The sequence below is a fragment of the uncultured Cyclobacterium sp. genome (assembly GCF_963977555.1).
Taxonomy (GTDB): Bacteria; Bacteroidota; Bacteroidia; order Cytophagales; family Cyclobacteriaceae; genus Cyclobacterium.
In genome coordinates this window covers 158,266-179,324 of record NZ_CAXBPD010000013.1, presented here as the reverse complement: position 1 = coordinate 179,324, position 21,059 = coordinate 158,266, and the positions used below count along the sequence as shown (strand labels likewise).

Genomic DNA, 21,059 nt, shown 5'->3' with positions numbered 1-21,059 from the left:
CGTTTACTAGCAATATAGCCCTATTTATACCATTTAAAAAGCGCCTTATTCAATAATTCTTTTTAAAGAATATTTTTGGGGCGGATATTTGTAAAATCTAGATTCCTTAAGAACATCTTTTCACCTATTAAATGTTTTTTATACTGGTAGGATAAGTAATTGTTAGCAAAATCTTACGTTGCTTTGTTTTTGGTTAATCAATTTCAACTATTGTTTTATTATTAAAATTATTATTAATACATTTGCAGTTATTATTTAATATATAATTTATACCGTGGTAAATATTTATATAAAAACATTTAATATTTTTATTTTAGTTGTTTTTTTAAACAGTATTTTTAACTGCGTTACGCTTTAAAATAAATGTATTTTTAAACTATTAAGATTCTAAATCAAATGAAAAAAGGATTAACACTACTATCTTGTAATAAATTGTAAACTAAATAGTTATAGCCAAAACTATCCTGTTTATAAATTTAACAGAATAAGATATTATTTTACACTAGAAGAAAATTAATTATACAATGAAACATCTATTATTATTAGCGTTAACAGTCTTTCTGTTTGTGCGTACTAGCGATGCTCAGACAAATACCAAAAACACCATTTATTTTGGTTATTCTTTTATTGAAGCTGATAAGTATACAGGTGGGAACTTGTCTGCAAAGGGCTATGAAATTGGCTATTCTCGGTACATTAATGATCGATTTTATGGAGATATTACCTATGGAAAATTTAATTTTGAAGGTAAAGGAAATAGGTTTTTTTTGGAACCGGAAGAAATGGATTACTTTAACATGTCTACCTTTTCTTTGGGCTTGGGCTATGACTTCCACCAGTCCGAGAGAGTTATCCTATCAGGTGAATTGGCCTATTTGAGACATACGACCCACGAACTTTTAAGTGAATTAACCAGCCAGGGTGTGACCATTAGAGAAACTTATAATCAAGTGACGCATGCACCAAGGCTGCAACTTAAAGCCAGGGTTTTCTTGACTGATAATTTGCAGTTTGTTCCGGCGGTTGCCTATGGAATAAGGTTCAGAAGTCAATATACAAGCTATTGGTTACGGGCTGGACTGGCCTATTCTTTTTGATAAATAGATTTAAAATTACAATGAATGCAAAAGAGCCTCGGTCAATACTGAGGCTCTTTTGGTTTTTTTGTTGAATATAGTTTTGTATAAGAGATTGCCTCATATTTCTAATGAGCCTCCGTCTTTTTAGTAATTCGTTTATTTTGCATGGTGCAAATTTATTTTTCTATTCTTCCTCCTCTTTTTTCGGAATTTTGGGCTTCATAAGTCCCGAACTTCCCATCAAACCGGAAAAGGTAGCTTTCCATAGATAGTTGAAAACGAACTTGTGGTGTAACCTTTCTACATAAATGGGCGAAGGCACTAATCTGTTAAACAGTGGGCGAGGATTGTTTTTTCGAAGCGCCAAAGTATTGATGACAAAGGTTAAAATACCTTTTCTTCCACCTGCCTCTTCAAGGGTTCTCTCTTCGAGCAGTTGAACTCTAAGATCGTTGTATTTTAGGATCATTGCACCAATCGCATGGTTCTTGTCTGCAACAAAATTCCATTCACCAGACTTAATTGTACCCCTTTTCACAGTTACGAAAGCATTCGTTGCCAAAATCGAATTGATAGCTGAAAGTTCGAATGGTCCGACGCTTGCGTCGATAGAAAGAGGGTAAGGATCTATAAAGCTCATGGATAAAGAAGCTTTCATCTCTGCTGCCTGATTCAATCTTAATGTGGCTTCAACTTTTGGAGTTTTTCTGTCTTCACCAAATTCACCTAGCCTAAAAGGATACATTTTAGCATTAAATTGATCAAAAGTAATTTCCCCTGGCACCATACCTTTTAAAGGGAATTCTCTGTAGGTCACCAGTCCATTGTCCACAATCAAAGTATCTATTTCGACTATCTGACTTGAGAGCTCCATCAATTGCTGTGGCATCATCTTAAATACCGAGGTATCTTCTTCTATCCTTTTGTCTCTGAATACTTCCAATTGAGGACTTTTGAGCTTCATGGTGACGGCCTCGAGTTTTTCTTCAGAGATGAATTTTTGTAGATTAAATCCATCGATAATTATTTTTGGAACAAATAGCTCCATAGCGTCCGTTTGCTTTCCTTTTACTCTGGCATAAGCAAACCTTCCAACCCTTGGTGAGAAGCGGACCTCGTCAAGCACAAGCTTGTCTGTTGAGACCATTAACTTACCAATGCTTACCTGATTTAGACTGTCGGATAGATTCAAGACATAATCCTTGAATTCAAATCGGAAATCATCATTGAAGAAGAAGTCGGAACTAAAGGTTTGCTTTTGTGTAAAGTCAAAATTTAGATCACTTAATATTAACCTAAGGTTATTAAAAGCTCTTTCAGAGGTAGTGTCCGTCTTGTCTATTAATGCAAAACTACCGCCTTTAAGTTTAAAGTTTCTGACTAGAATACTTTCCAGTATTTTTCTGGTCACTTCTTTTTCTTCCTTTGGAGGCATTACAATGGCTGGCTCATCCTTGTTCAGGTAGAGCTTTACTTCAGGGTCCGTAAGCTGTAAAAGGGATACATCCAAAACACCAGTTTTTTGAAAGCTGGTGAGGGAACGCGTGTTAATCGTGATTTTTGGTATATGGGCATTTATGATTGGCCCTTTAAGGTTTTCAGGATGACTCTTCGGTACAACATTGACATTTTCTATCAAAATTTCTTCTTCTCTAGAGTCAAGTTCGATTTTAGAAAAAGTAACGGTATGCACACTGTCTTTTAGTGCCAGTGAAAAGTCATCCACATCCAATGCCATGGTGGAAAAGAAACTTGCAATGTCCCCTTGTGACAACCGGGTAGAATCTAGAAGAAAATCAGCAATGGCAATGTTTATCCCAGTATTGATCAATTGTAGGTCATTTCCTTCTTGATAATTGGCGACGTTAAAGGTTCCATTGGTCGCTAGAATGGAGTCAATCTTTATTACATCTATTGTTTTTGGCAGGTTTCTACTTTTCTTCTTGGTGGTGTCGGCATTGGCTTTTCCTTTGCTGAAATCCCTGTTTATGGATAGACTGACCTCAGCATCAGAAAACTTAAGCTTGGTGAGCGCAAGCGTATTGTCGAATAGAAAAGCTTCGAGGTCAACGCCACTAAAGCTTAGGTCTGGAAAACTGGCCTCGATACTGACCTTAGCTTTCAGGTCCTTATTAGGCATTAATTTCACATTGAAGGTGTTGATTTCTTCTCGTGCAGAATTAAAGCCTATCCTGCCGGCAACGATACTGTATTTTCCGCTGGCAATATTGAATAGGTAATTGTTTAGGTTTACATCCACTTCATCTGAGAACAAGGTACGGTTAGCGGAAGGGTCTATGTTTTCATCGAGGTAGAAATTTTTGACCTTGACGGAAATGTCATTTTCGGCGAAGGACCTAAACTCTCCATTGGCAAAGTTCTCATAGGTGAAAGAGCCTTTGTCAGTGCTTAAAGAATCTACACTGATCACTTTAAAATAATTGGTGACCAATTCGAGGATGTCTCCACGCTCTAATTTTTCCTGCTTGCGCTTGTCCTTAGTAATGTATTTGGTCCAGTGTATGGATGGGCTTGGAATATCAATATGACGTATAAATAATTTTTCTTGGAAATAAGCTTGATTGATGTCAACTCCTGTAGCAGAAAATTCAGGGATTTCAATGTCCAAAACCGTGGTTCTACCATATTTGTCTAACAGAGGGAGAACTGCTTCTGGCGAAAAGGGTTTTAGCTTGAATCCATCTACATGCAATAAATCCTTTTTGGTGTCAATAAGGATTTTATCTGCCACAAAAAGGTGAAGGTTATCCGATAATTTGAGGGCGTAATCTTCAATTTCCAACCTTAGGTTGTCTGCCAGAAAAATCCTTGCAGAGGTGTCAGTCATGTGCTTATCATCCAGCTGGAAATTTTCCAGAAGGAAATTAATTTTCCCAAAAGCAAGACTGTCTTGCCTAATTCTAAGGTGATTGTCCAAGACAAGGCTTCCGCTCTCCACTTCCAATTTTTGCACATACACAGCTTTGAAAAACCCTTTTGTAAGCTGCTGTAGGTCGGTCATTTGAGAGGGCTTGTCTTCTTCAGAAGAATTGCCGAGAATGTCTTTAATTACTACATCGGGGGAGTTAATCATTAATTCGCCGATGTCAATAATGTTCTCATTGTAAACTTTTCTCAGGTTAGCGTTGGCAAATTCCAATAAGGGCACCTTTATTTCAAACAAGGAGGTATTGGAGAGGCTGTCTTCATTTACTTCCGGCTTGAGTTCTATTTCATTGATTTTTACCTTATCATCTACGGTAGAGAGGTATATTTTTTGCCCTGAAATCCAATGGATTTCATCTGCTAAAGCTATCCTGGCCCTGTTAATTTTTAGGGTGGCATCTCTGGCATATAAAAAATTATCCTTTTTTAAAGTTTCATCTTGCCCAAGGTAGACATCCTCCATTGAGAATTGGATATCATCTGCTTCTATCCTATTCTTGTTTGGGTTAAGAACACCTCTTTGCAGAAATTGCCCATTGTCTATGGTGAGTGATTTTATGGAAATGGATTCAAGTAAATCTTTGACCAGCTCATACAAGTCAGTGGTTCTTGCCTCATCTTCCATTGCATTTCTATCTGTATAGAGGACAAAATGCGGTGCCTCAAGTGAGAGATTCCCGATATCGACTGTAGAGGTTAGAAACATTTCTGTGATGTCTGCATCTTCTAAGGCAAGATTTTCCAAAGATATCTCATAATATACATCTGCAGGTTTTGTAAGGTTGGGAGAAACTTTGACATTTTCGGCAAGAATTTGTTTCTCCAGTGAAGAAACAGCTACTTTTTGAGCCATCACTTTGTGAATGCTGTCTGCAAGGGATACCTCAAAATCGTCAAAATCTAAACGAAAACCTTCCATGCCAAAAGGGGTGTCCCCTTTTTCATCCCCTCTCAAGTGAATGTTCTTAAGGTACAAATTGGTATTGGCAGCAGAAATAGATTTTTGGCTTATGAAATTTTCGATCAAAAGGTTGGCTTGATCTACATAGAAATCATGTATGAAAATTTCTTTTAAAGAGCCGTTAAGGGATTTCTTTATTTCAATCTCAAGTTGTTTGAGAGGGCTGTTGTTTTCGTTTTCAGCTAGATCTACCTGACGCCTTGACTGAACTACGGGGGCTGTCAGTCGCAATTCTTGGGCCGTAAGCTTGCCTTCTTCCCGATTGAAGCTCAGTCCTAATATATCTAATTGATCAACAGAGATTTTATAATAGGGGATCTTGGCCGCATCAAAAATGGCTGGATCAACTGGGATTAGTTGAAAATTTTCCACAAAAAGTCCCCGTTGGAAAAGAGAAAGGTAAACCCTGTCGAATTCTACCAGGTATTTGCCACTGGACACCTTTTCAACTTGTTGTTTTATGAATTCTCTAAAGAGCCAATCCGCTCCAAAAAATAGCATAAAATGAATTGAAACGATTAACAGGGCAAAAACTGAAAAAAATCTCAGAAATCGCTTTCTTTTCCTACCAGATTTTTTGATATCTATTTGGTCTTCATTCATTTTTCATATCAAGAATACAAAATAACGAGGAAATTACTTAAGAAAGAATACGAAAAGAAAAATATAAGGCTGTAAATAAAAAAAGCCTGTGAATATATACTTTAATATATCCACAGGCTATCAGTAATTGAGCTGTAGGAGAAGGACTCGAACCTCCACGAGGTTGTTAGGCAACACATTGAGCTCTATGCGTGCTTTATCCAATACGCCGGATAAACCGGATTCCTCACCCCCGAGACAGGAGGGCATGTCTGCCAATTTCAACACCCTACAATATTTTAGAACGCTATCAAAAAAAGTATTGGCGTCAAAGAATCGAGACCAAATTTTATTTTGATGTAACAAATGTAATAAAACATCGAGGTTAAGAAAATATTTTCATTAAAAATATTAAAATTTTATAATAATGAAAATTTTATGCCGTATTTAAAGTGAATTCGGAAATTTATTATCCTATATTATTGCAGAGATTAGCGATTTAATAATCAGCTATTTTTCAAATTTCACGTAATTTTCCCACTTCTCTATAACGCTTAACATATCCTGAGGCATTTCTCCTTCAAAATACAATTCCTCCTCCGTAATCGGGTGAATGAAGCCAAGAGATTTGGCATGGAGGGCTTGCCGGGGTAATATTTGGAAACAATTCTGAATATAGGTTTTATACTTTGAAAATTGAGTGCCTTTCCGGATTTGATCTCCTCCATACATTGCATCATTAAACAGCGGATGGCCTATATGTTTCATATGAGCCCTGATCTGATGCGTTCTACCAGTTTCCAGCACACAGGTTACTAAAGTCACATAACGCAATCTTTTTATTACTTTCCAATGGGTGATTGCGGATTTACCATCATCTCCTTCAGGGTAAGCCTGCATTACTTTTCTGTCTTTTATACCCCGCCCAATGTTGACATTGATCGTTCCTTCATCCTCTTCAGGTTCACCCCAAATCATGGCCACATAAGTTCTTGCTATGGAATGGTCAAAAAATTGCTTCGCGAGATGAGTCATCGCCCGCTCAGATTTGGCAATTACCAGCAATCCACTGGTGTCTTTGTCAATGCGATGGACCAAACCTGGTCGTCCGGAATTTCCAGGCAATTCAGGGAGGTTTTCAAAATAGTAAGCCAAAGCATTGACCAAAGTGCCTGTCCAGTTGCCATGTGCCGGATGAACAACCATTCCAGCGGGCTTATATACCACCATAAGGTGATCATCTTCATATCTGATGTCTAAAGGAATATTCTCTGCCACAACATCAGTCTCCTTGCGGGTTTTTTCCATGGCAAATGTGATTACATCACCAGCTTTGGTTTTGTAATTTGCCTTGACTGTTTCCCCATTGACTTTTACAATTCCTGATGCAATACTGTGTTGAACCTTACTTCTAGTAGTATAGGCCATTTTATCAGTAATAAATTTATCTATTCTTATTGGCCGTTGTCCTGGATCTACGCCAAGTTCATAATGGTCAAAATAGCTTTCCTCTTCAGGTAATTCTTCATTTGTGATCTCTGTCATGGTGCAAAATTAGGATTTGATCAAAAACAATAAGAGTTTTGACCTTAAATCATTAGATTATTTTATTTTGGCTCCAACTAAACCTCCTATTTATCAACAATTATTTAGCCCTTTATTTAGAGAAAGGGGATTAAAAGTAATGGTAAAGCGACTGGACCTTCTTCATCCAGACGTACAAGGTAATAAATTCTACAAACTACATTATAATTTAAAAACTGCCAAAGACCTTGGTTTTCGTAGCGTATTAACCTTTGGAGGGGCTTATTCCAATCATATCCATGCCACTTCTTTTGCCGCGGCAGCAAATGGACTTGAATCCATTGGAGTGATCAGGGGCGAGCTCATTGCGCCACTTAACCCCACCTTAATAGATGCTCAAAATCAGGGGATGTTACTTCACCCCATGAACAGAACAGATTACAGGGAAAAGGACAGCCCTACAATTCTTGAGCAATTAAAGGGCATGTTTGGAGATTTTTACCTTATTCCCGAAGGCGGTACCAATGCCCTGGCCATCAAAGGCACGAAAGAAATTCTAACGGATCAGGACCTAAACATGGATTTTGTCACCACACCTATTGGCACCGGCGGCACTTTTGCAGGGCTTTTGGGCAGTGCAACAGCGAAGCAACAGGTTATAGGCTTTTCTGCATTAAAAGGCGATTTTATATTTTCAGAAATAGACGATTTACTTCAGAAGCATAATATTCGTCCAAAATGTACTTATAATATTCAGACTGCTTATCATTTCGGCGGATACGCCAAACACAAACCAGCCTTGATTCAGTTTATGCAGGAGCTGAAGAAAAAAGCCAATCTACCTCTTGACCCGGTATATACAGGCAAGATGCTGTTTGGCCTCTTCGATTTGATTCAGAAAGATTACTTTCCCTATGGAAGCAAAATACTGGTGTTACATACTGGTGGCTTGCAAGGCATCCGCGGCTTTGAACAAAGGCTGGGCATCCAACTTTGACCTAGTGTATTTCCCCAATTAGACGGCTCCAGAAGTTTCGACTTTCGCCAAAATGGCTTCATAATCCAAATTATTCCAGTTTTTGGTGACGTTTGGATCCTTCATTACCTCATCCATGATTTTGGCTTGCAACTTGCCAATGGCATAAGCCTCTGAATAGGGGATGTCAGAAAAGGTAACCATGGTATACAGGGGCTGCCATTCATTGGGGTACAATTCGTGAAGTTTCGCTTCTATTTTCTTTCTGATCAAGAAATTGGGATCGGCTACATTGTCACTCATTTCCACGAAATTATCCATGGCGAGTTGGCAGATGGCATCGGTATCCGGCTTTCTATTTTTCTGAAATTTTTCAAATACCAAATCCCAGGAAGAAGTACCGTATTTCTCAATTAAATTATCTAGTATAAAGCAGTCTTCGAACCCACAGTTCATGCCTTGTCCGTAAAAGGGAACCATGGCATGCGCCGCATCGCCGATCAATAAGGCGTTATTTTCTGTCCAAGGGTAACACTCTGTATTGATAAGTGCTGAGGTAGGGTTGTTTTTGAAATCAGCCAACAGATTAGGCATCAGGTCAAAAGCATCATTAAAATAAGTTTTAAAGATTTGAACGACATCCTGGTCATCATAAATGTTTTCAAAGCTGACTTTGTATCCCTCGAAAGGCAAAAACAATGTACAAGTGAAGGATTTGTCAAGGTTAGGCAATGCAATGAGCATGAACTTTCCCCTTGGCCATATATGGAGGGCCTTGGGATCCATGGCAAACTCTCCTGCAGGAGTGGCAGGTATGTGCAGCTCTTTGTAGCCGTGTGAAATAAATTTTTGGTAAAAGTTAAACCTCAATTGGCTTTGAAAAGCATTTCTAAGTGCTGAAAATGAGCCATCAGAACCTATCAAAACATCAGAAGTCATGCGCTTTTCTTCCCCATTTTCAAGACAAAATTCTACTTCTCTTTTGGAAACATTTACCTGTTCTACCTTATGGTTAAAGTGAATATTTGCTCCAAGTGCCTCAGCCTCATCCAGAAGGATCTCATTGAAAGCATTTCTGCTTATGGAATAGATGGCTTGATTTTCCTTGCCATAAGGCTGAAAGTAGGTGCTCCCATGTTCATCATGAATTCTTCTCCCCGACATGGGAAGGGTAAATGGCAATACTTTGTCTTTTATGCCGGCTTTTTCCAGTGCCTGCCACCCTCTGTCACTCAAGGCCATATTGATCGATCGACCTTCGCCCTTCTTCTGTACCTTGCGCCAATCTTGACGTTTTTCGTAAATATTTACGTCCAATCCTCTTTTTTTGAGGTATATGGCTAGCAGGGATCCAATGAGCCCTGCGCCCAATAGGTCTATTTTCTCTTTCATTATTTTAATAGGTTTAATGCGTAGGGTTCAATCCCTCAATGCGTTTTTAAGAATTTTACTAAATTCAAAAACATCCTGAAAACTGTTGTACATGGGTGTAGGGGCTAACCTTATAACGTTGGGGTTTCTCCAATCAGCAACAACACCATTTTTAATCCAAAAATCAAACACGCGCTTTCCTTTTTTATGGATTAATAAAGAGAGTTGGCACCCTCTTTCTGCTGATTTTAAAGGTGTTATAATTTCTAACGCTTCTGAGTCACCAATCGTTTCACGAATTGCAAATTCTAAATAACTTGTCAACAGTATACTTTTTTTTCTTAGTTTTTTTATGCCGGCCTTCTCGAATAGTTCCAAGGCTGCTTGATGAGCAGCCAGCCCCAACACATTGTCATTGCTTAATAACCAACCATCTGCGCCCTGCATATGTTCAAAACCTTTTTCCATTTTGAAGCGGTTTTCTTCTTTGTATCCCCACCATCCAGCAAACCTGGGTAGTTGGTCGTCGTCACTGTGTTTTTGATGGACAAATATTCCTGAAACATTTCCCGGACCTGAATTGAGGTATTTGTAGCTACACCAAGTGGCAAAATCTACCCCCCAGTCGTGCAATTGAAGTGGCACGTTTCCTATGGCATGAGCAAGGTCAAAACCGACACAAATTCCATGCTGTGCTGCCTCCTTACTGATTGCCTCCATATCAAATAACTGCCCGGTGTAATACTGTACTCCGGAGAGCATGATTAGGGCAAGTTCATCTTTGTGTCTTCTTATTTGTTCGAGAATGTCATCTGTGCGAAGAACAAGTTCATTGGCTCTAGGCTTCACTTCCAGAATAGCATCATCTGGGGAAAAACCATGGAATTTTACTTGAGACTCTAGAATGTACTGGTCTGAAGGGAAAGCACCCGCTTCTGTTAAAATTTTGTATTTTTTCTCCTCGGGCCGATAAAAGGAGACCATAAGTAGGTGGAGATTAACACTAAGGCTATTCATGGCCACTACTTCCAATTCGCTTGCTCCTATCAAGGGTGCCAATAGGCTTTTTGAGGGTTTTCTGGCATCTACCCAGGGTACATCGCCCTCAAAGTGTCCATCTACTCCTTTGGTAGCCCACTTTTCCAAATATTTTGTCAAGTGAGCATTCACTGTTCGCGGTTGTAAACCTAGGGAATTGCCACAAAAGTAGATTAGGGGCTTGCCATTTTTCTCTGGGATATGAAATTTTTCCCGAAAACTGTGCAAGGGATCCTCCTGATCCATTTTAAGTGCAAACTCAGGGGTCAATCTAAATTCAATATTGTCCATGGTTGGATGGAAAGAGGGAGTGTATTAAATAAATCTAAATTTGGGTGATAATAATTGATTTATTTCTCCATCACTGTACCACATTTTTTACAATGGGTATTCTCTGGGTTGGCCCAGAAATGTTCCATTATTGGAGGAAGTTGGTTTACTATGTCCGTTATGGTAGCGTATTCTTCGTAGAGTTTGTGGTCACATTTTTCACAAAACCACAAAAACCCATCTTCTTCTCCTGGCTTTCTATACCTTTCTATCACCAGTCCCACGGTATTGGCTGGTCTTCTGGGGCTATGAGGCACTTTTGGAGGCAATAAGAAAATCTCTCCTTCTTTAATTGAAATGTCTTTCATTTCACCATCATCCACCACTTTTAAGGTGATGTCACCCTCTACCTGATAGAAAAACTCTTCCCCTTCATTGTAGTGGTAATCCTTTCTGGAATTTGGGCCACCTACCACCATGACGATAAAATCCTCATTCTCAATGTACAGTTGCTTGTTTCCAACTGGTGGTTTTAACAAATGGCGGTTATCATTTATCCATTTGGTGAAGTTGATTGGTTGAGAAATGGCCATAATATATATTGATTTACTGGTAAGGTTTTTTGCTGATGCTTTTGTTGGTAGAACAACAGGCAAAAGGTGTAAGTCCAAAATTATAAAAAAAATCCTAGTAATTAACTATAAAGACCAGCGCATTAGTAAATAGGTAAAAATGACCTCAACAGTGGTTTTTTTACTGGATTTTGATGAAATCCCTTTTAATAAAGGCTATTTTATGATTTGCGGAAATCAGTAAATGAATAAGTTTTAAACGTATGGCTGTTTTCAGCCGTATTCCTTCGTAATTTTACTCCAATATTTATTTCCTGAGCCCTTTTCAAAAACCTTATGTCCTCCCACCATTTTGTAAAAGACCAACAAGAGCCGGCCCTACTAGTTTTGACCGATGACACTGAGGCGACAAATTTGCTCCCAGGGCTTCTTGAGTGGGTGCCTACGGTATTGGTTACTCAGCACAATGTTCATAAAATCATGTCATTGGGGATAAAAATTGATGGAATAATCGCAGACAAAGAATTTCAGGAAAACAATTCAATATTGCTTGAAGAACAGTATCCCATCTATTTTATTAGCGCTAATGAACCTACTTTTTTAGCGGTCGGATTGAAATACCTCATGAAGAAAAACCACAAGGCGGTAAATATCTTGTCCTTTGATCCGCTAGATTCACAACTACTAGACCCATATCTTCCTGCTCTTGACATTGTGTTTTTTAACAATGGGATCAGGTATTTTCCAGCTAAAAAGGGTAAAATTAGGAAGTGGTTGCCCAATTGTTCGATTCAGGTTCATGGTAAAGAAGGGCAATTTGTAGAACACCAAGCAGCTTCAGGCTCTGATGTATTTCCTATAAAGTATGCCACTTTTTTAGAGATAGAAGAAGGCATGCAGACTTTTAGTAGCAATAAACTATTTTGGTTAGGCACCTTTGTATGATCTGGATTTAATGGAGCGGTTTTTTGCCATAAACAATTCTGTCCTTTCCATTGATGTCCTGATACAGCTTTACTTCTGAAAACCCCTCAAGTTGCATCAAGGCCATTACTTCATGACCAAAAGCCTCATTGATTTCAAAATACAAATATCCATTTGCATTCAAGTTTTGCTTGGCCTGCAGAACTATGGCTTTGTAAAAGCGTAAAGGATCGCTATCTGGGACAAACAAGGCCAAACTGGGCTCGTGATCCAATACATTGCTTTGCATCAAGGAGCGCTCTTTTTCCAATACATAAGGTGGATTACTTACCATCAAGTCAAAATTACCTATTTGCAAATCTTCCTCTAATATGTCTTTTTTGACAAGATGTAGTTTTGCCTTTAGTTCCGTAGCATTAAGCTTTGCAATGGCCAAAGCCTGTTCACTAATATCAATGGCGGTTATTTCCGCTTTGGGGCACTCTAGCGCCAGGCTTATGGCAATACAGCCAGAACCTGTTCCTAAATCAAGTATCTTAATTGCCTCCTGGTGATTTTGAGCGATCAGTTGCACCAATTCTTCTGTTTCATTCCTGGGAATCAATACGCCTGGGGCTACTTTAAAATATCGGCCATAAAAGGGAGCCTTGCCGAGTACATATTGGATGGGTTCTCCTGCAATCAATTTGGTGAAAGCAATTTCCAGCGCTTCAGGAATCGCACTAATTGGGGTATTGTTCAGCACATCCTTTCTGCTCATTGACAAAAAAGCTTCAAATATCCACATTACCAGTGATTGAGCTTCCGAATCTGGATAAATGCGGGAGAGCTCGCTGACATAGTGCTTATAAAGGGCGCGTAAATTCATGGTTCAATTAATTCTCTATTCCTTTATTATTGATATAAACCCAAAAATAAACAGCGCCGACCGCATAGCATAGCAGGTCAATGGGGTCGCGAACATAAGTGGAAGACCAGAAAGGTAAAAGTCCTTCGAACAAAAAACCAAAATAGACTACACCAATGATGACCTGTTTTTTGGAAAAAACCATTGGTTTGGCCTCCCCATTCATCCATCTAAAAGCTTGTAGGGTAATGCCCAAAACCACAGGGATAGCCAAAAGGTCATCTAAATAACTGTGGAAAAATGGCAAAAATACCTTTTGAATTCTTTCTAGGTATTGATTGACCCAAAATAGTATGCACGGTACCCAAAAGTAGGGATTTCTGAGCACTGACATTAACCGGGCAAGGCTGCGATCAACCATGCAATTGCGGTGATGATGGTTAGGTAAATACTGTAAAAGAATTCACCCACCTTTTTAGATTTCTTAATAAAATCACTGTCGTCTTCTTTAATATGGAAGACCCACTGTTCTTCATTGACCTTTTTTTGAGCAGCTCTTTTTTCTTCGAATTCCAAGTCTACTTTACTGAGGATTTCGCCGCAATGTTCACAGGTGTCTGTGAAATTTTGATTCCAGCTGGACCATTTACCACAATTTGGGCATTTTTTTTCTCCCATAATGGCAAAAATACCAAAATATACAAACTAAGCCAACTCGACTTTGCTTCAAGTTAATAATCCCCGTACATATTCTCTATATTTGTAGCTTAATCAAAAATGCCTATATGAAGCTCTTTCCAAATACAGTCAATGCAGTTGTCAAAGCATTGGAGGAAATATTTGACAATAATCGCTATGCTGACAAAGTAATCGAGAAAGTTTTACGATCAAACCCTAAGTGGGGTGCTAGAGACAGGGCATTTATTGCTGAAAGTGTTTATGAAATCGTCCGCTGGAAAAGGTTGATCGAAAAACTCAGCCCTTCACATGATTACTACCTTTGGTTCGGGACCTATTGGGTATTACAGGACAGGACCTTGCCTGACTGGAGGGAATTTAAAGGAATCAATGGTGAAAAAATCAGGTTACATCGAAGAAAAATTACGGACCGTGCTGTTCTGCAATCCATTCCTGACTGGATGGAGGATATGGGTTCCGCTCAGTTAGGTGAAAAATGGGATGCTGAATTAAATAGCCTTAATGAGCAGGCCCAAGTGGTCTTGCGTGCAAATACCTTGAAAACTGCCAGAACTGATTTGAAAATCAAACTGGAGGAGTTGGAGATTAGTGCTTATGTTCCAAGAGAATATCCTGATGCCTTGGTGCTACTGAAGCGTAAAAATGTTTTTAGAACGCCACTTTTTAAAGAAGGCCTCTTCGAGGTGCAGGATGCTTCCTCCCAAATGGTGGCTGCCGCTTTGGAGGTTGAACCTGGCATGAGGGTGATTGATGCCTGTGCTGGTGCAGGAGGGAAATCCTTACACCTTGCTGCATTGATGCAGAACAAAGGAAGGATCCTGGCCATGGACACTGAAGGATGGAAGCTACAGAATGCCAAGTTAAGGGCAAGAAGAGCAGGTATTTCAATTCTGGAAACTAAACCTATAGAAAGTAACAAAACGATAAAGCGACTTCACGAAAGTGCCGACAGGCTTTTACTGGATGTTCCTTGTTCTGGATTGGGTGTTTTGAAAAGAAACCCTGATACAAAATGGAAACTTAGCGAAGAGTCTATCGCCAAAGTACAAGTGCTGCAGCAGGAGATTTTGTCCCAATATCCTTCTATGCTTAAGCCAGGAGGTGTCATGGTCTACGCAACATGTAGTATTCTTCCATCCGAAAATCACTTGCAAGTTGCGGCTTTCCTTGAAAGTGCCGAAGGACAGAAATTTGAGCTTTTGGAGGAAACGCAGGTGCTTTCTCATGAAAGTGGGTTTGATGGATTTTACATCGCAAAATTAAAAAAGAAGGGATAAATGATTTATTGCTGCTTCAGTATTCAAGCTGTAGGGCTGCTATTTTTATATTAAACTCAGGTTATTACTTGTGCTTTTAACTTTAGTAATAACCTGAGTTTAAATTATCATTGCTTTTTTACTTGTTATTGGTCCAAGTCAGGGAGTTTCTTCTTGCAGAGAGATTGGAATCAAGAATTTAACTTGGGACTCCAGCTCAAACTTAACTTATTGGAGAGCTTATCGCATCCAAGAATTTTAGGTTTAATGGGATAATTAGGACTTTTTTAACAGCGCTATTGACCTTTTATTAATAGTCGCTCTCCAAAGATTATTCCTTGAAAGGGATTCATTTTAAATATTTTAACTTTTTTTTTCAACAAACTATTGATTCGCATCTCAAAAAGATTGTATCTTTGACGGGCAAATAGGGTTACTAACCATTTGCCATGAATCCAAACACAGATAAATTTCTCTTCGAAGCACTCACCTACGATGACGTGCTTTTAGTACCAGGATATTCCGAAGTACTTCCCCGTAATACAAATACTTCTTCGCAACTTACCAGAAACATCCAATTGGAGATTCCATTGGTTTCTGCTGCTATGGACACCGTTACGGAAACAGATTTGGCCATCGCCATTGCCTTAGAAGGTGGGCTTGGATTTATTCACAAAAACATGACCATTGAAAAGCAAGCCGCCCAGGTTCGCAAGGTCAAAAGGTCTCAAAGCGGGATGATACTGGATCCGATCACATTAGACATCAATGCTAAGGTAAAAGATGCGGTAGCCATAATGATTGAATACAATATTGGTGGCATTCCAGTAGTGGATGAGAATCGCTTTCTTAAAGGGATTATTACCAATAGAGACCTACGTTTCATTAAGGATGCAGCTCGGCCTATCAAGGAAATAATGACTACGGAAAACCTAATCACTGCAAAAGCAGGGATTACGCTGGAAGAAGCTGAAGAGGTTCTGCAAGAATACAAAATCGAAAAATTACCAATTATTGATGAGGAGTACAAGCTTACTGGCTTGATTACTTATAAGGACATTCTTAAAAGAAAAGACAAGCCCCATGCTTGCAAGGATGAGTTTGGTCGATTGCGTGTTGGTGCTGCTGTAGGGGTGACTGCAGATATAGCTGAGCGTGTTGATGCCTTGGTGACCGCAGGAGTGGATGTGGTAAGTATAGACACTGCTCATGGCCATTCTAAAGGAGTTATCGAAACCTGTAAGAAAATAAAAGCCCTTTTTCCTAATCTTGAAGTCATTGTTGGGAACATTGCAACTGCTGAAGCAGCGGTAGCATTGGCCGATGCAGGGGCAGATGCCGTAAAGGTGGGCGTTGGACCTGGAAGTATCTGTACCACAAGGGTAATTGCCGGAGTTGGTATGCCTCAGTTATCGGCTGTAATGGAATGTTCCAATGCCCTTAAGGGAAGGAATGTACCCGTGATAGCTGATGGGGGAATTAGGTATTCTGGAGACGTGGTGAAGGCTTTAGCAGCTGGTGCAGGTTCTGTGATGATTGGATCAATACTGGCAGGTACAGAAGAGGCTCCTGGTGAGATTATTATTTTTGAAGGTAGAAAATTCAAGTCTTACCGAGGAATGGGCTCCCTGGAGGCGATGGAATCTGGATCTAAAGACCGTTATTTTCAGGATGCTGAAGAAAATGTAAAAAAACTGGTTCCAGAAGGTATTGTAGGAAAGGTTGCCTTTAAAGGTTTGGTATCAGAAGTGCTTTACCAGTTGGTAGGAGGTTTGCAGGCAGGAATGGGGTATTGTGGAACAGCTACAATAGATGACCTTAGGGAAAAAAGTAAATTTGTCAAAATAACAGCTGCTGGAGTCAGAGAATCACATCCACATGACATAAGCATAACAAGAGAAGCACCTAATTACAGCGCTAAAATGTAGCGTTTAATTACAGTTGAAACCGGGTTATTTTATCTTGGTTTTTTCATGGGGAAAGAAAAAAAGCCAGCGGAAATTTTTCCGCTGGCTTTTACTATTTATTATTTCTTAGCTTATGATTAGTCCATTCCGAGAAATTCGACGTCAAATACCAATACCGAATTTGCAGGTATTCTATCTATATCTTCATTGTCCTGATACCCATAAGGGGCAGGAATAATGATACTTGCTTTTGCGCCACTTCGTAGTCTTTGGAAACCCAGCGTGAAACCCTGAATAGCGCCACCTTGAGAGGAGCTTTGTCCCAGGAAGAAATTAAATATAGCATATTTTCTTTCCTCGTCATGGATGTCATTGGCAATGGCTACATCTTCCAAGTTGGTGTCAAAAACCGATCCATCCAATAAATATCCAGTATAATTGGTATACACCACATTACCTGATACGGGTCTTGAGCCATCACCTTCCTCTTCCACAATGATTACTACTCCAGAAGGATCATGTATGCGATATAGACTATCGTATTGGGCAGTTTTTAAGTACTCATCTATTTTTTCTCTGTCTATAGCTAGATTTCCTTCGGAGTCATAGGTTGGATATCCAAAACCACTCAGTTGATCGTCACAGGAGAAACCCATGGAAGCCACTAAAAAAACAATAATAATATTTCTAAAACTCATCCTTTAAATATTCATGTGATTAAGGCTGGGTTGGCCGATTTTCGATGATCTCCAACTCAAATACCAATACCGAATTTGCTGGAATTGGGCCTTGACCCTGACTTCCATATCCATAAGCGGAAGGGATTAATGCGATAGCTTTTTCCCCTTCCTTCATGCGAGAGAGTGCCCAATGCCATCCCTGAATAACGCTAGAATAAGCTTGAATGATGCCATAAGGCTCATAAGTACGGCTTTCATTGTAGACACCATTGTCAATAGCTGTTTGTTCAATGGAAGTGTCAAAAACAGTTCCATCTAATAGCATACCTGTGTAATCCACTAACAGCGTGTCTCCAGGTAGTGCCAATTCACCTTCCTCAACTACTTGCGTAAACAATAATACAATACCTGTTTCACCAACGGTCTCTTTTTCCATGTATTCTGTAGGAAAATTTTGGACGTAGGTTTCAATTTTTTTGAGGTCTTGCTCAAAAATTACATCTACATTCTCATCGTCAGAGATACAGGAGCCCAAGAAGGCCACTAGGGGCAATAAAGCCCAATACTTAATGTTTCTTTTCATGGTAGGTATTTAATAATAATTGCTACTTCGCAGAAGCTAAAGGTTTACTGCTTGGTTACGTCTGTTACTTCTACATCAAATATTAAAATAGAGTTAGCAACGATCACTTCACCTCTTTGACTAGGTCCGTAGGCTAGTGGAGAAGGAATCAATAATTTCGCTTTTGAACCCTTTTTTAATAACTGAAGGCCTTCATCCCAACCAGGAATAACCATTCCTTGGCCTACATTGAACGTAAATGGTTCATAAGGTCTTCCTTCTGTGAAGGTCCCTGCTTCTTTGGCTTTGCTTTCAATACTAGTATCGAATACAGTGCCATCCAAAACGTATCCTGTATAATTAACAGAGATTTCGTCGCCTTGTTCTATTTGTGCTCCAGAACCCTCTTCTTCTATGACGTAATAAACACCTGATTCTGTCTTGTCAGCTTTCAAATTATTTTCAGAAATATAACTTTCAATGGACTTAATGTCTTCAGCCAACAGCACTTTAGCTTCTTCAGCTTGTTTTTTCTGGCCTTCAGCTGCGAGGTCATTGAAGTAATCTTGAAAAACTTCTTCTTCAAGAACGTTAATCACACCGATGCTGATGGTAACCTTTTCATCATTTGTCATGAAAGGAGGCACACCTTCAGGGGTAAAGATTTTTTCAGCTGTAGAAGTGATAACAATACTATCACCATTGTTTAGGTTTAGAAAAATTTCATCTACACCAGTTCTTGCAGAAGCCGTATCCAAATGCTGTAGATAAGGAGGCATTGGTTGGTCGTAACTTGAAATGAACAATGAGTCACTGCCCGTTTTAGCAGTAAAATGATAAACGACAAATTCACCGTCTTTGGTTACTTTGTCTCCTTTTGAAACATAACGGTATTCTATGCCGTCGGAAGTAGTTTCTGTCTTTTCACAAGAAAATAAAAGTGAGCTAGATGCCAACATCATGGCGCCAAGAACTAAATTATTGATTTTTTTCATCGACTAATTCTAATTGATTAAATAAGATTTGTTTGTTTTCTTTTATTAATTCCTTAAACCTTTCAATGGTTTCTTCCAAAGGGACATTAGATGTTCCACCCGATGCATTCTTATGGCCTCCTCCATTGAAGTACTTGGTTGCGAACTTGTTGACTGATACATCCTCTGCAGAGCGAAAAGAGATTTTGACACCATCTTTTCTTTCTGTAAACAAGGCTGCAACTTTGATCCCATCCAAAGAAAGCGCGTAATTAACAAGTCCTTCAGTATCACCGGTTTGAGATTGGTATTTCCGCAGGTCTTTTTTACTGATGGCAATATAAGCAGTATTGAGTTCAGGTAAAATGGTCAGCCTCCTTGTAAGTGCAAAACCTAAGAATTTCAGCCGATTAACTGAATAGGTATCGTATATCAACCGGGCAATCTTGGAATTGTCAGCTCCAAGGTCAATTAATTCAGCCGTAACCAAATGAACATTTTTAGTGGTGTTTGGATGTCTAAAACCACCTGTATCTGTCATTATACCCGAATAAAGGCATTCAGCAATGTCCTTATCGATAAGATCCCTATCGCCCACTTTCACCATCAAGTCATACATTAACTCACAGGTAGCTGCTGCCTCTGTGCTGCAATAAGTGAAGTCAGCAAAGTCCTCTGGCTCTTGATGATGGTCAATATTGACCTTAAAAGCCTTGGATTGACGTACTGATTCTTCCATTTTTTGCAATCGACTAAGACCACAGAAGTCAAGACAGCATATAATTTCTGCCTCAGCAATCAAATTTTCAGCTCTTTCAAGCTGTCCAGGATCTTCATAATTTATCACTTCATCATTTCCTTTCATCCAGTGAAGGAATACAGGGTAATCTGACGGCGTTATAACATTTACTTGATGACCTTTCTTTTTTAAATAGCTTGCTAAAGCTAATGAAGATCCAAGCGCATCGGCGTCAGGTTTATGATGGGTGGTGATTACGATCTTTTTGGACGAAGCTGAAGAAATCTGTTCTTTAAATAGATCTATATTCTGCATGTGTAATATTTGAGTACCGTATTTAAAAAACACAGGATACAAAGTTCCATATAATTTTCTGAAATTCCCAATTCCAAATTTATCGAAATATAGCCTTTATTTATTATCTCCTTTTAACTTTCGGACTTTAACTTAAAAGGATTAATTTTACAACCATAACTAATAATCCTAATTAAACTTTATGGCTACCAATAGAACGTTTACCATGATCAAGCCTGATGCATTCAGTGCAGGCAATTCCGGAGCAATCTTGAAAATGATCGAAGAGGCAGGTTTCAAAATTATTGCATTGAAAACCACTAGGCTAGATGAAAAACTGGCGGGAAATTTTTACAAAGTACATGAGGAAAGACCCTTTTACAATGCTTTATGCAAGTATATGTCTTCAGGTCCTATCATCGCTATAATCCTAGAAAAGGAAAATGCTATCGCTGATTTTAGAAAATTGATCGGGGCTACCAATCCCGATGATGCGGAAGAGGGAACCATCAGAAAGTTATATGCAACATCAATCGAAGCAAATGCTGTGCATGGTTCTGACTCAGATGAAAATGCTGAAATTGAAGGAAGTTTCTTTTTTAATGCATTCGAGAAAATTGATTAACTATTTTTCTATCCCTTCTCTTAATTAGAAGGGATAGAAAAATTTAGCATTTTTTAACATTTGATTTGATCCACCAAGCTCAACTGGGTATTTCCCTTGGGGAAATTTTAATTATTGGGGAGAATTTCCTTTTGTCCAGCGTGCGATTTTTAACATGGGTTTTGTAGTAGGATTTCTCCGCCCTGACTCAGGGGTAAAGCGGTACTGTATTTACGGAAACTGTTTTAATATCA

General features: G+C 39.0%; 18 protein-coding genes. 6 read left to right on the top strand and 12 right to left on the bottom strand.

Annotated elements, in window-relative coordinates; all coding sequences use genetic code 11:
* Positions 1-524: 524 nt before the first annotated feature.
* The gene (locus tag AAC073_RS16670; RefSeq protein ID WP_339924930.1) at positions 525-1,097 is read left to right on the top strand and encodes a hypothetical protein; all 573 of its coding nucleotides are present in this window, start codon (positions 525-527) and stop codon (positions 1,095-1,097) included.
* A gap of 166 nt (positions 1,098-1,263) precedes the next feature.
* On the opposite strand, the gene AAC073_RS16665 is transcribed toward AAC073_RS16670, so the two are convergent.
* Positions 1,264-5,589 carry a hypothetical protein gene (locus tag AAC073_RS16665; protein ID WP_339924929.1) on the bottom strand — a complete coding sequence of 1,442 codons (4,326 nt, stop codon included), beginning with the start codon at positions 5,587-5,589 and terminating at the stop codon, positions 1,264-1,266.
* Positions 5,590-6,078: 489 nt separating this feature from the next.
* Positions 6,079-7,113 carry an RluA family pseudouridine synthase gene (locus tag AAC073_RS16660; RefSeq protein ID WP_339924928.1) on the bottom strand — a complete coding sequence of 345 codons (1,035 nt, stop codon included), beginning with the start codon at positions 7,111-7,113 and terminating at the stop codon, positions 6,079-6,081.
* A 16-nt stretch (positions 7,114-7,129) separates the two neighbouring features.
* Between AAC073_RS16660 and AAC073_RS16655 the strand changes: the two genes are divergently transcribed.
* A complete protein-coding gene (locus tag AAC073_RS16655) occupies positions 7,130-8,089 on the top strand; it encodes a pyridoxal-phosphate dependent enzyme (RefSeq protein WP_339924927.1) in 960 nt (319 codons plus the stop codon).
* An 18-nt stretch (positions 8,090-8,107) separates the two neighbouring features.
* On the opposite strand, the gene AAC073_RS16650 is transcribed toward AAC073_RS16655, so the two are convergent.
* The 3 genes from AAC073_RS16650 to AAC073_RS16640 are packed head-to-tail and all read right to left on the bottom strand — an operon-like array spanning position 8,108 to position 11,340.
* Positions 8,108-9,460, bottom strand: coding sequence for an NAD(P)/FAD-dependent oxidoreductase (locus tag AAC073_RS16650; RefSeq protein WP_339924926.1), 1,353 nt, complete (start codon positions 9,458-9,460; stop codon positions 8,108-8,110).
* 27 nt (positions 9,461-9,487) lie between these two features.
* The gene (gene kynU, locus AAC073_RS16645; RefSeq protein ID WP_339924925.1) at positions 9,488-10,768 is read right to left on the bottom strand and encodes a kynureninase; all 1,281 of its coding nucleotides are present in this window, start codon (positions 10,766-10,768) and stop codon (positions 9,488-9,490) included.
* 59 nt (positions 10,769-10,827) lie between these two features.
* Entirely contained in the window at positions 10,828-11,340 is a 513-nt protein-coding gene (locus AAC073_RS16640; RefSeq protein ID WP_339924924.1) for a 3-hydroxyanthranilate 3,4-dioxygenase, read from the bottom strand.
* Positions 11,341-11,655: 315 nt separating this feature from the next.
* Between AAC073_RS16640 and AAC073_RS16635 the strand changes: the two genes are divergently transcribed.
* Entirely contained in the window at positions 11,656-12,264 is a 609-nt protein-coding gene (locus tag AAC073_RS16635; RefSeq protein ID WP_339924923.1) for a thiamine pyrophosphokinase, read from the top strand.
* A 7-nt stretch (positions 12,265-12,271) separates the two neighbouring features.
* Here AAC073_RS16635 and prmC read toward each other — a convergent pair whose 3' ends face one another.
* The 3 genes from prmC to AAC073_RS16620 all read right to left on the bottom strand — a co-directional run bounded on the left by prmC (position 12,272) and on the right by AAC073_RS16620 (position 13,768).
* Positions 12,272-13,111 (bottom strand): peptide chain release factor N(5)-glutamine methyltransferase, encoded by an 840-nt coding sequence (prmC, locus tag AAC073_RS16630; RefSeq protein WP_339924922.1) that lies wholly within the window; start codon positions 13,109-13,111, stop codon positions 12,272-12,274.
* A 7-nt stretch (positions 13,112-13,118) separates the two neighbouring features.
* Positions 13,119-13,397 carry a magnesium citrate secondary transporter gene (locus AAC073_RS16625; protein ID WP_339924921.1) on the bottom strand — a complete coding sequence of 93 codons (279 nt, stop codon included), beginning with the start codon at positions 13,395-13,397 and terminating at the stop codon, positions 13,119-13,121.
* A gap of 86 nt (positions 13,398-13,483) precedes the next feature.
* Complete coding sequence (locus AAC073_RS16620) at positions 13,484-13,768, bottom strand: hypothetical protein (protein WP_339924920.1); 285 nt, start codon at positions 13,766-13,768, stop codon at positions 13,484-13,486.
* A 107-nt stretch (positions 13,769-13,875) separates the two neighbouring features.
* Here AAC073_RS16620 and AAC073_RS16615 point away from each other — a divergent pair, with 107 nt between their 5' ends.
* Positions 13,876-15,066, top strand: coding sequence for a methyltransferase domain-containing protein (locus tag AAC073_RS16615; protein WP_339924919.1), 1,191 nt, complete (start codon positions 13,876-13,878; stop codon positions 15,064-15,066).
* 428 nt (positions 15,067-15,494) lie between these two features.
* The gene (guaB, locus tag AAC073_RS16610; RefSeq protein ID WP_339924918.1) at positions 15,495-16,973 is read left to right on the top strand and encodes an IMP dehydrogenase; all 1,479 of its coding nucleotides are present in this window, start codon (positions 15,495-15,497) and stop codon (positions 16,971-16,973) included.
* Positions 16,974-17,089: 116 nt separating this feature from the next.
* Here guaB and AAC073_RS16605 read toward each other — a convergent pair whose 3' ends face one another.
* The 4 genes from AAC073_RS16605 to AAC073_RS16590 are packed head-to-tail and all read right to left on the bottom strand — an operon-like array spanning position 17,090 to position 20,222.
* Complete coding sequence (locus AAC073_RS16605; RefSeq protein ID WP_339924917.1) at positions 17,090-17,650, bottom strand: FKBP-type peptidyl-prolyl cis-trans isomerase; 561 nt, start codon at positions 17,648-17,650, stop codon at positions 17,090-17,092.
* 19 nt (positions 17,651-17,669) lie between these two features.
* Positions 17,670-18,215, bottom strand: coding sequence for an FKBP-type peptidyl-prolyl cis-trans isomerase (locus AAC073_RS16600; RefSeq protein ID WP_339924916.1), 546 nt, complete (start codon positions 18,213-18,215; stop codon positions 17,670-17,672).
* 44 nt (positions 18,216-18,259) lie between these two features.
* Complete coding sequence (locus AAC073_RS16595; RefSeq protein ID WP_339924915.1) at positions 18,260-19,189, bottom strand: FKBP-type peptidyl-prolyl cis-trans isomerase; 930 nt, start codon at positions 19,187-19,189, stop codon at positions 18,260-18,262.
* Positions 19,173-20,222 (bottom strand): bifunctional oligoribonuclease/PAP phosphatase NrnA, encoded by a 1,050-nt coding sequence (locus tag AAC073_RS16590; protein ID WP_339924914.1) that lies wholly within the window; start codon positions 20,220-20,222, stop codon positions 19,173-19,175. The genes AAC073_RS16595 and AAC073_RS16590 overlap by 17 nt, the downstream gene beginning before the upstream one ends.
* 181 nt (positions 20,223-20,403) lie before the next feature.
* On the opposite strand from AAC073_RS16590, the gene AAC073_RS16585 reads away from it, so the two are divergent.
* On the top strand, positions 20,404-20,826 hold the full coding sequence (locus tag AAC073_RS16585) for a nucleoside-diphosphate kinase (RefSeq protein WP_339924913.1): 423 nt from the start codon (positions 20,404-20,406) through the stop codon (positions 20,824-20,826).
* Positions 20,827-21,059: the final 233 nt, after the last annotated feature.

Bases quoted from the DNA above. Each gene is read 5' to 3' on its own strand.
- AAC073_RS16590 (WP_339924914.1), bottom strand. From the start codon at position 20,222: ATGCAGAATATAGATCTATTTAAAGAACAGATTTCTTCAGCTTCGTCC.
- AAC073_RS16600 (WP_339924916.1), bottom strand. From the start codon at position 18,215: ATGAAAAGAAACATTAAGTATTGGGCTTTATTGCCCCTAGTGGCCTTC.
- AAC073_RS16650 (WP_339924926.1), bottom strand. From the start codon at position 9,460: ATGAAAGAGAAAATAGACCTATTGGGCGCAGGGCTCATTGGATCCCTG.
- AAC073_RS16585 (WP_339924913.1), top strand. From the start codon at position 20,404: ATGGCTACCAATAGAACGTTTACCATGATCAAGCCTGATGCATTCAGT.
- AAC073_RS16595 (WP_339924915.1), bottom strand. From the start codon at position 19,189: ATGAAAAAAATCAATAATTTAGTTCTTGGCGCCATGATGTTGGCATCT.
- AAC073_RS16640 (WP_339924924.1), bottom strand. From the start codon at position 11,340: ATGGCCATTTCTCAACCAATCAACTTCACCAAATGGATAAATGATAAC.
- AAC073_RS16605 (WP_339924917.1), bottom strand. From the start codon at position 17,650: ATGAGTTTTAGAAATATTATTATTGTTTTTTTAGTGGCTTCCATGGGT.
- AAC073_RS16670 (WP_339924930.1), top strand. From the start codon at position 525: ATGAAACATCTATTATTATTAGCGTTAACAGTCTTTCTGTTTGTGCGT.
- AAC073_RS16660 (WP_339924928.1), bottom strand. From the start codon at position 7,113: ATGACAGAGATCACAAATGAAGAATTACCTGAAGAGGAAAGCTATTTT.
- AAC073_RS16615 (WP_339924919.1), top strand. From the start codon at position 13,876: ATGAAGCTCTTTCCAAATACAGTCAATGCAGTTGTCAAAGCATTGGAG.
- AAC073_RS16635 (WP_339924923.1), top strand. From the start codon at position 11,656: ATGTCCTCCCACCATTTTGTAAAAGACCAACAAGAGCCGGCCCTACTA.
- AAC073_RS16665 (WP_339924929.1), bottom strand. From the start codon at position 5,589: ATGAATGAAGACCAAATAGATATCAAAAAATCTGGTAGGAAAAGAAAG.
- AAC073_RS16620 (WP_339924920.1), bottom strand. From the start codon at position 13,768: ATGGGAGAAAAAAAATGCCCAAATTGTGGTAAATGGTCCAGCTGGAAT.
- guaB (WP_339924918.1), top strand. From the start codon at position 15,495: ATGAATCCAAACACAGATAAATTTCTCTTCGAAGCACTCACCTACGAT.
- prmC (WP_339924922.1), bottom strand. From the start codon at position 13,111: ATGAATTTACGCGCCCTTTATAAGCACTATGTCAGCGAGCTCTCCCGC.
- kynU (WP_339924925.1), bottom strand. From the start codon at position 10,768: ATGGACAATATTGAATTTAGATTGACCCCTGAGTTTGCACTTAAAATG.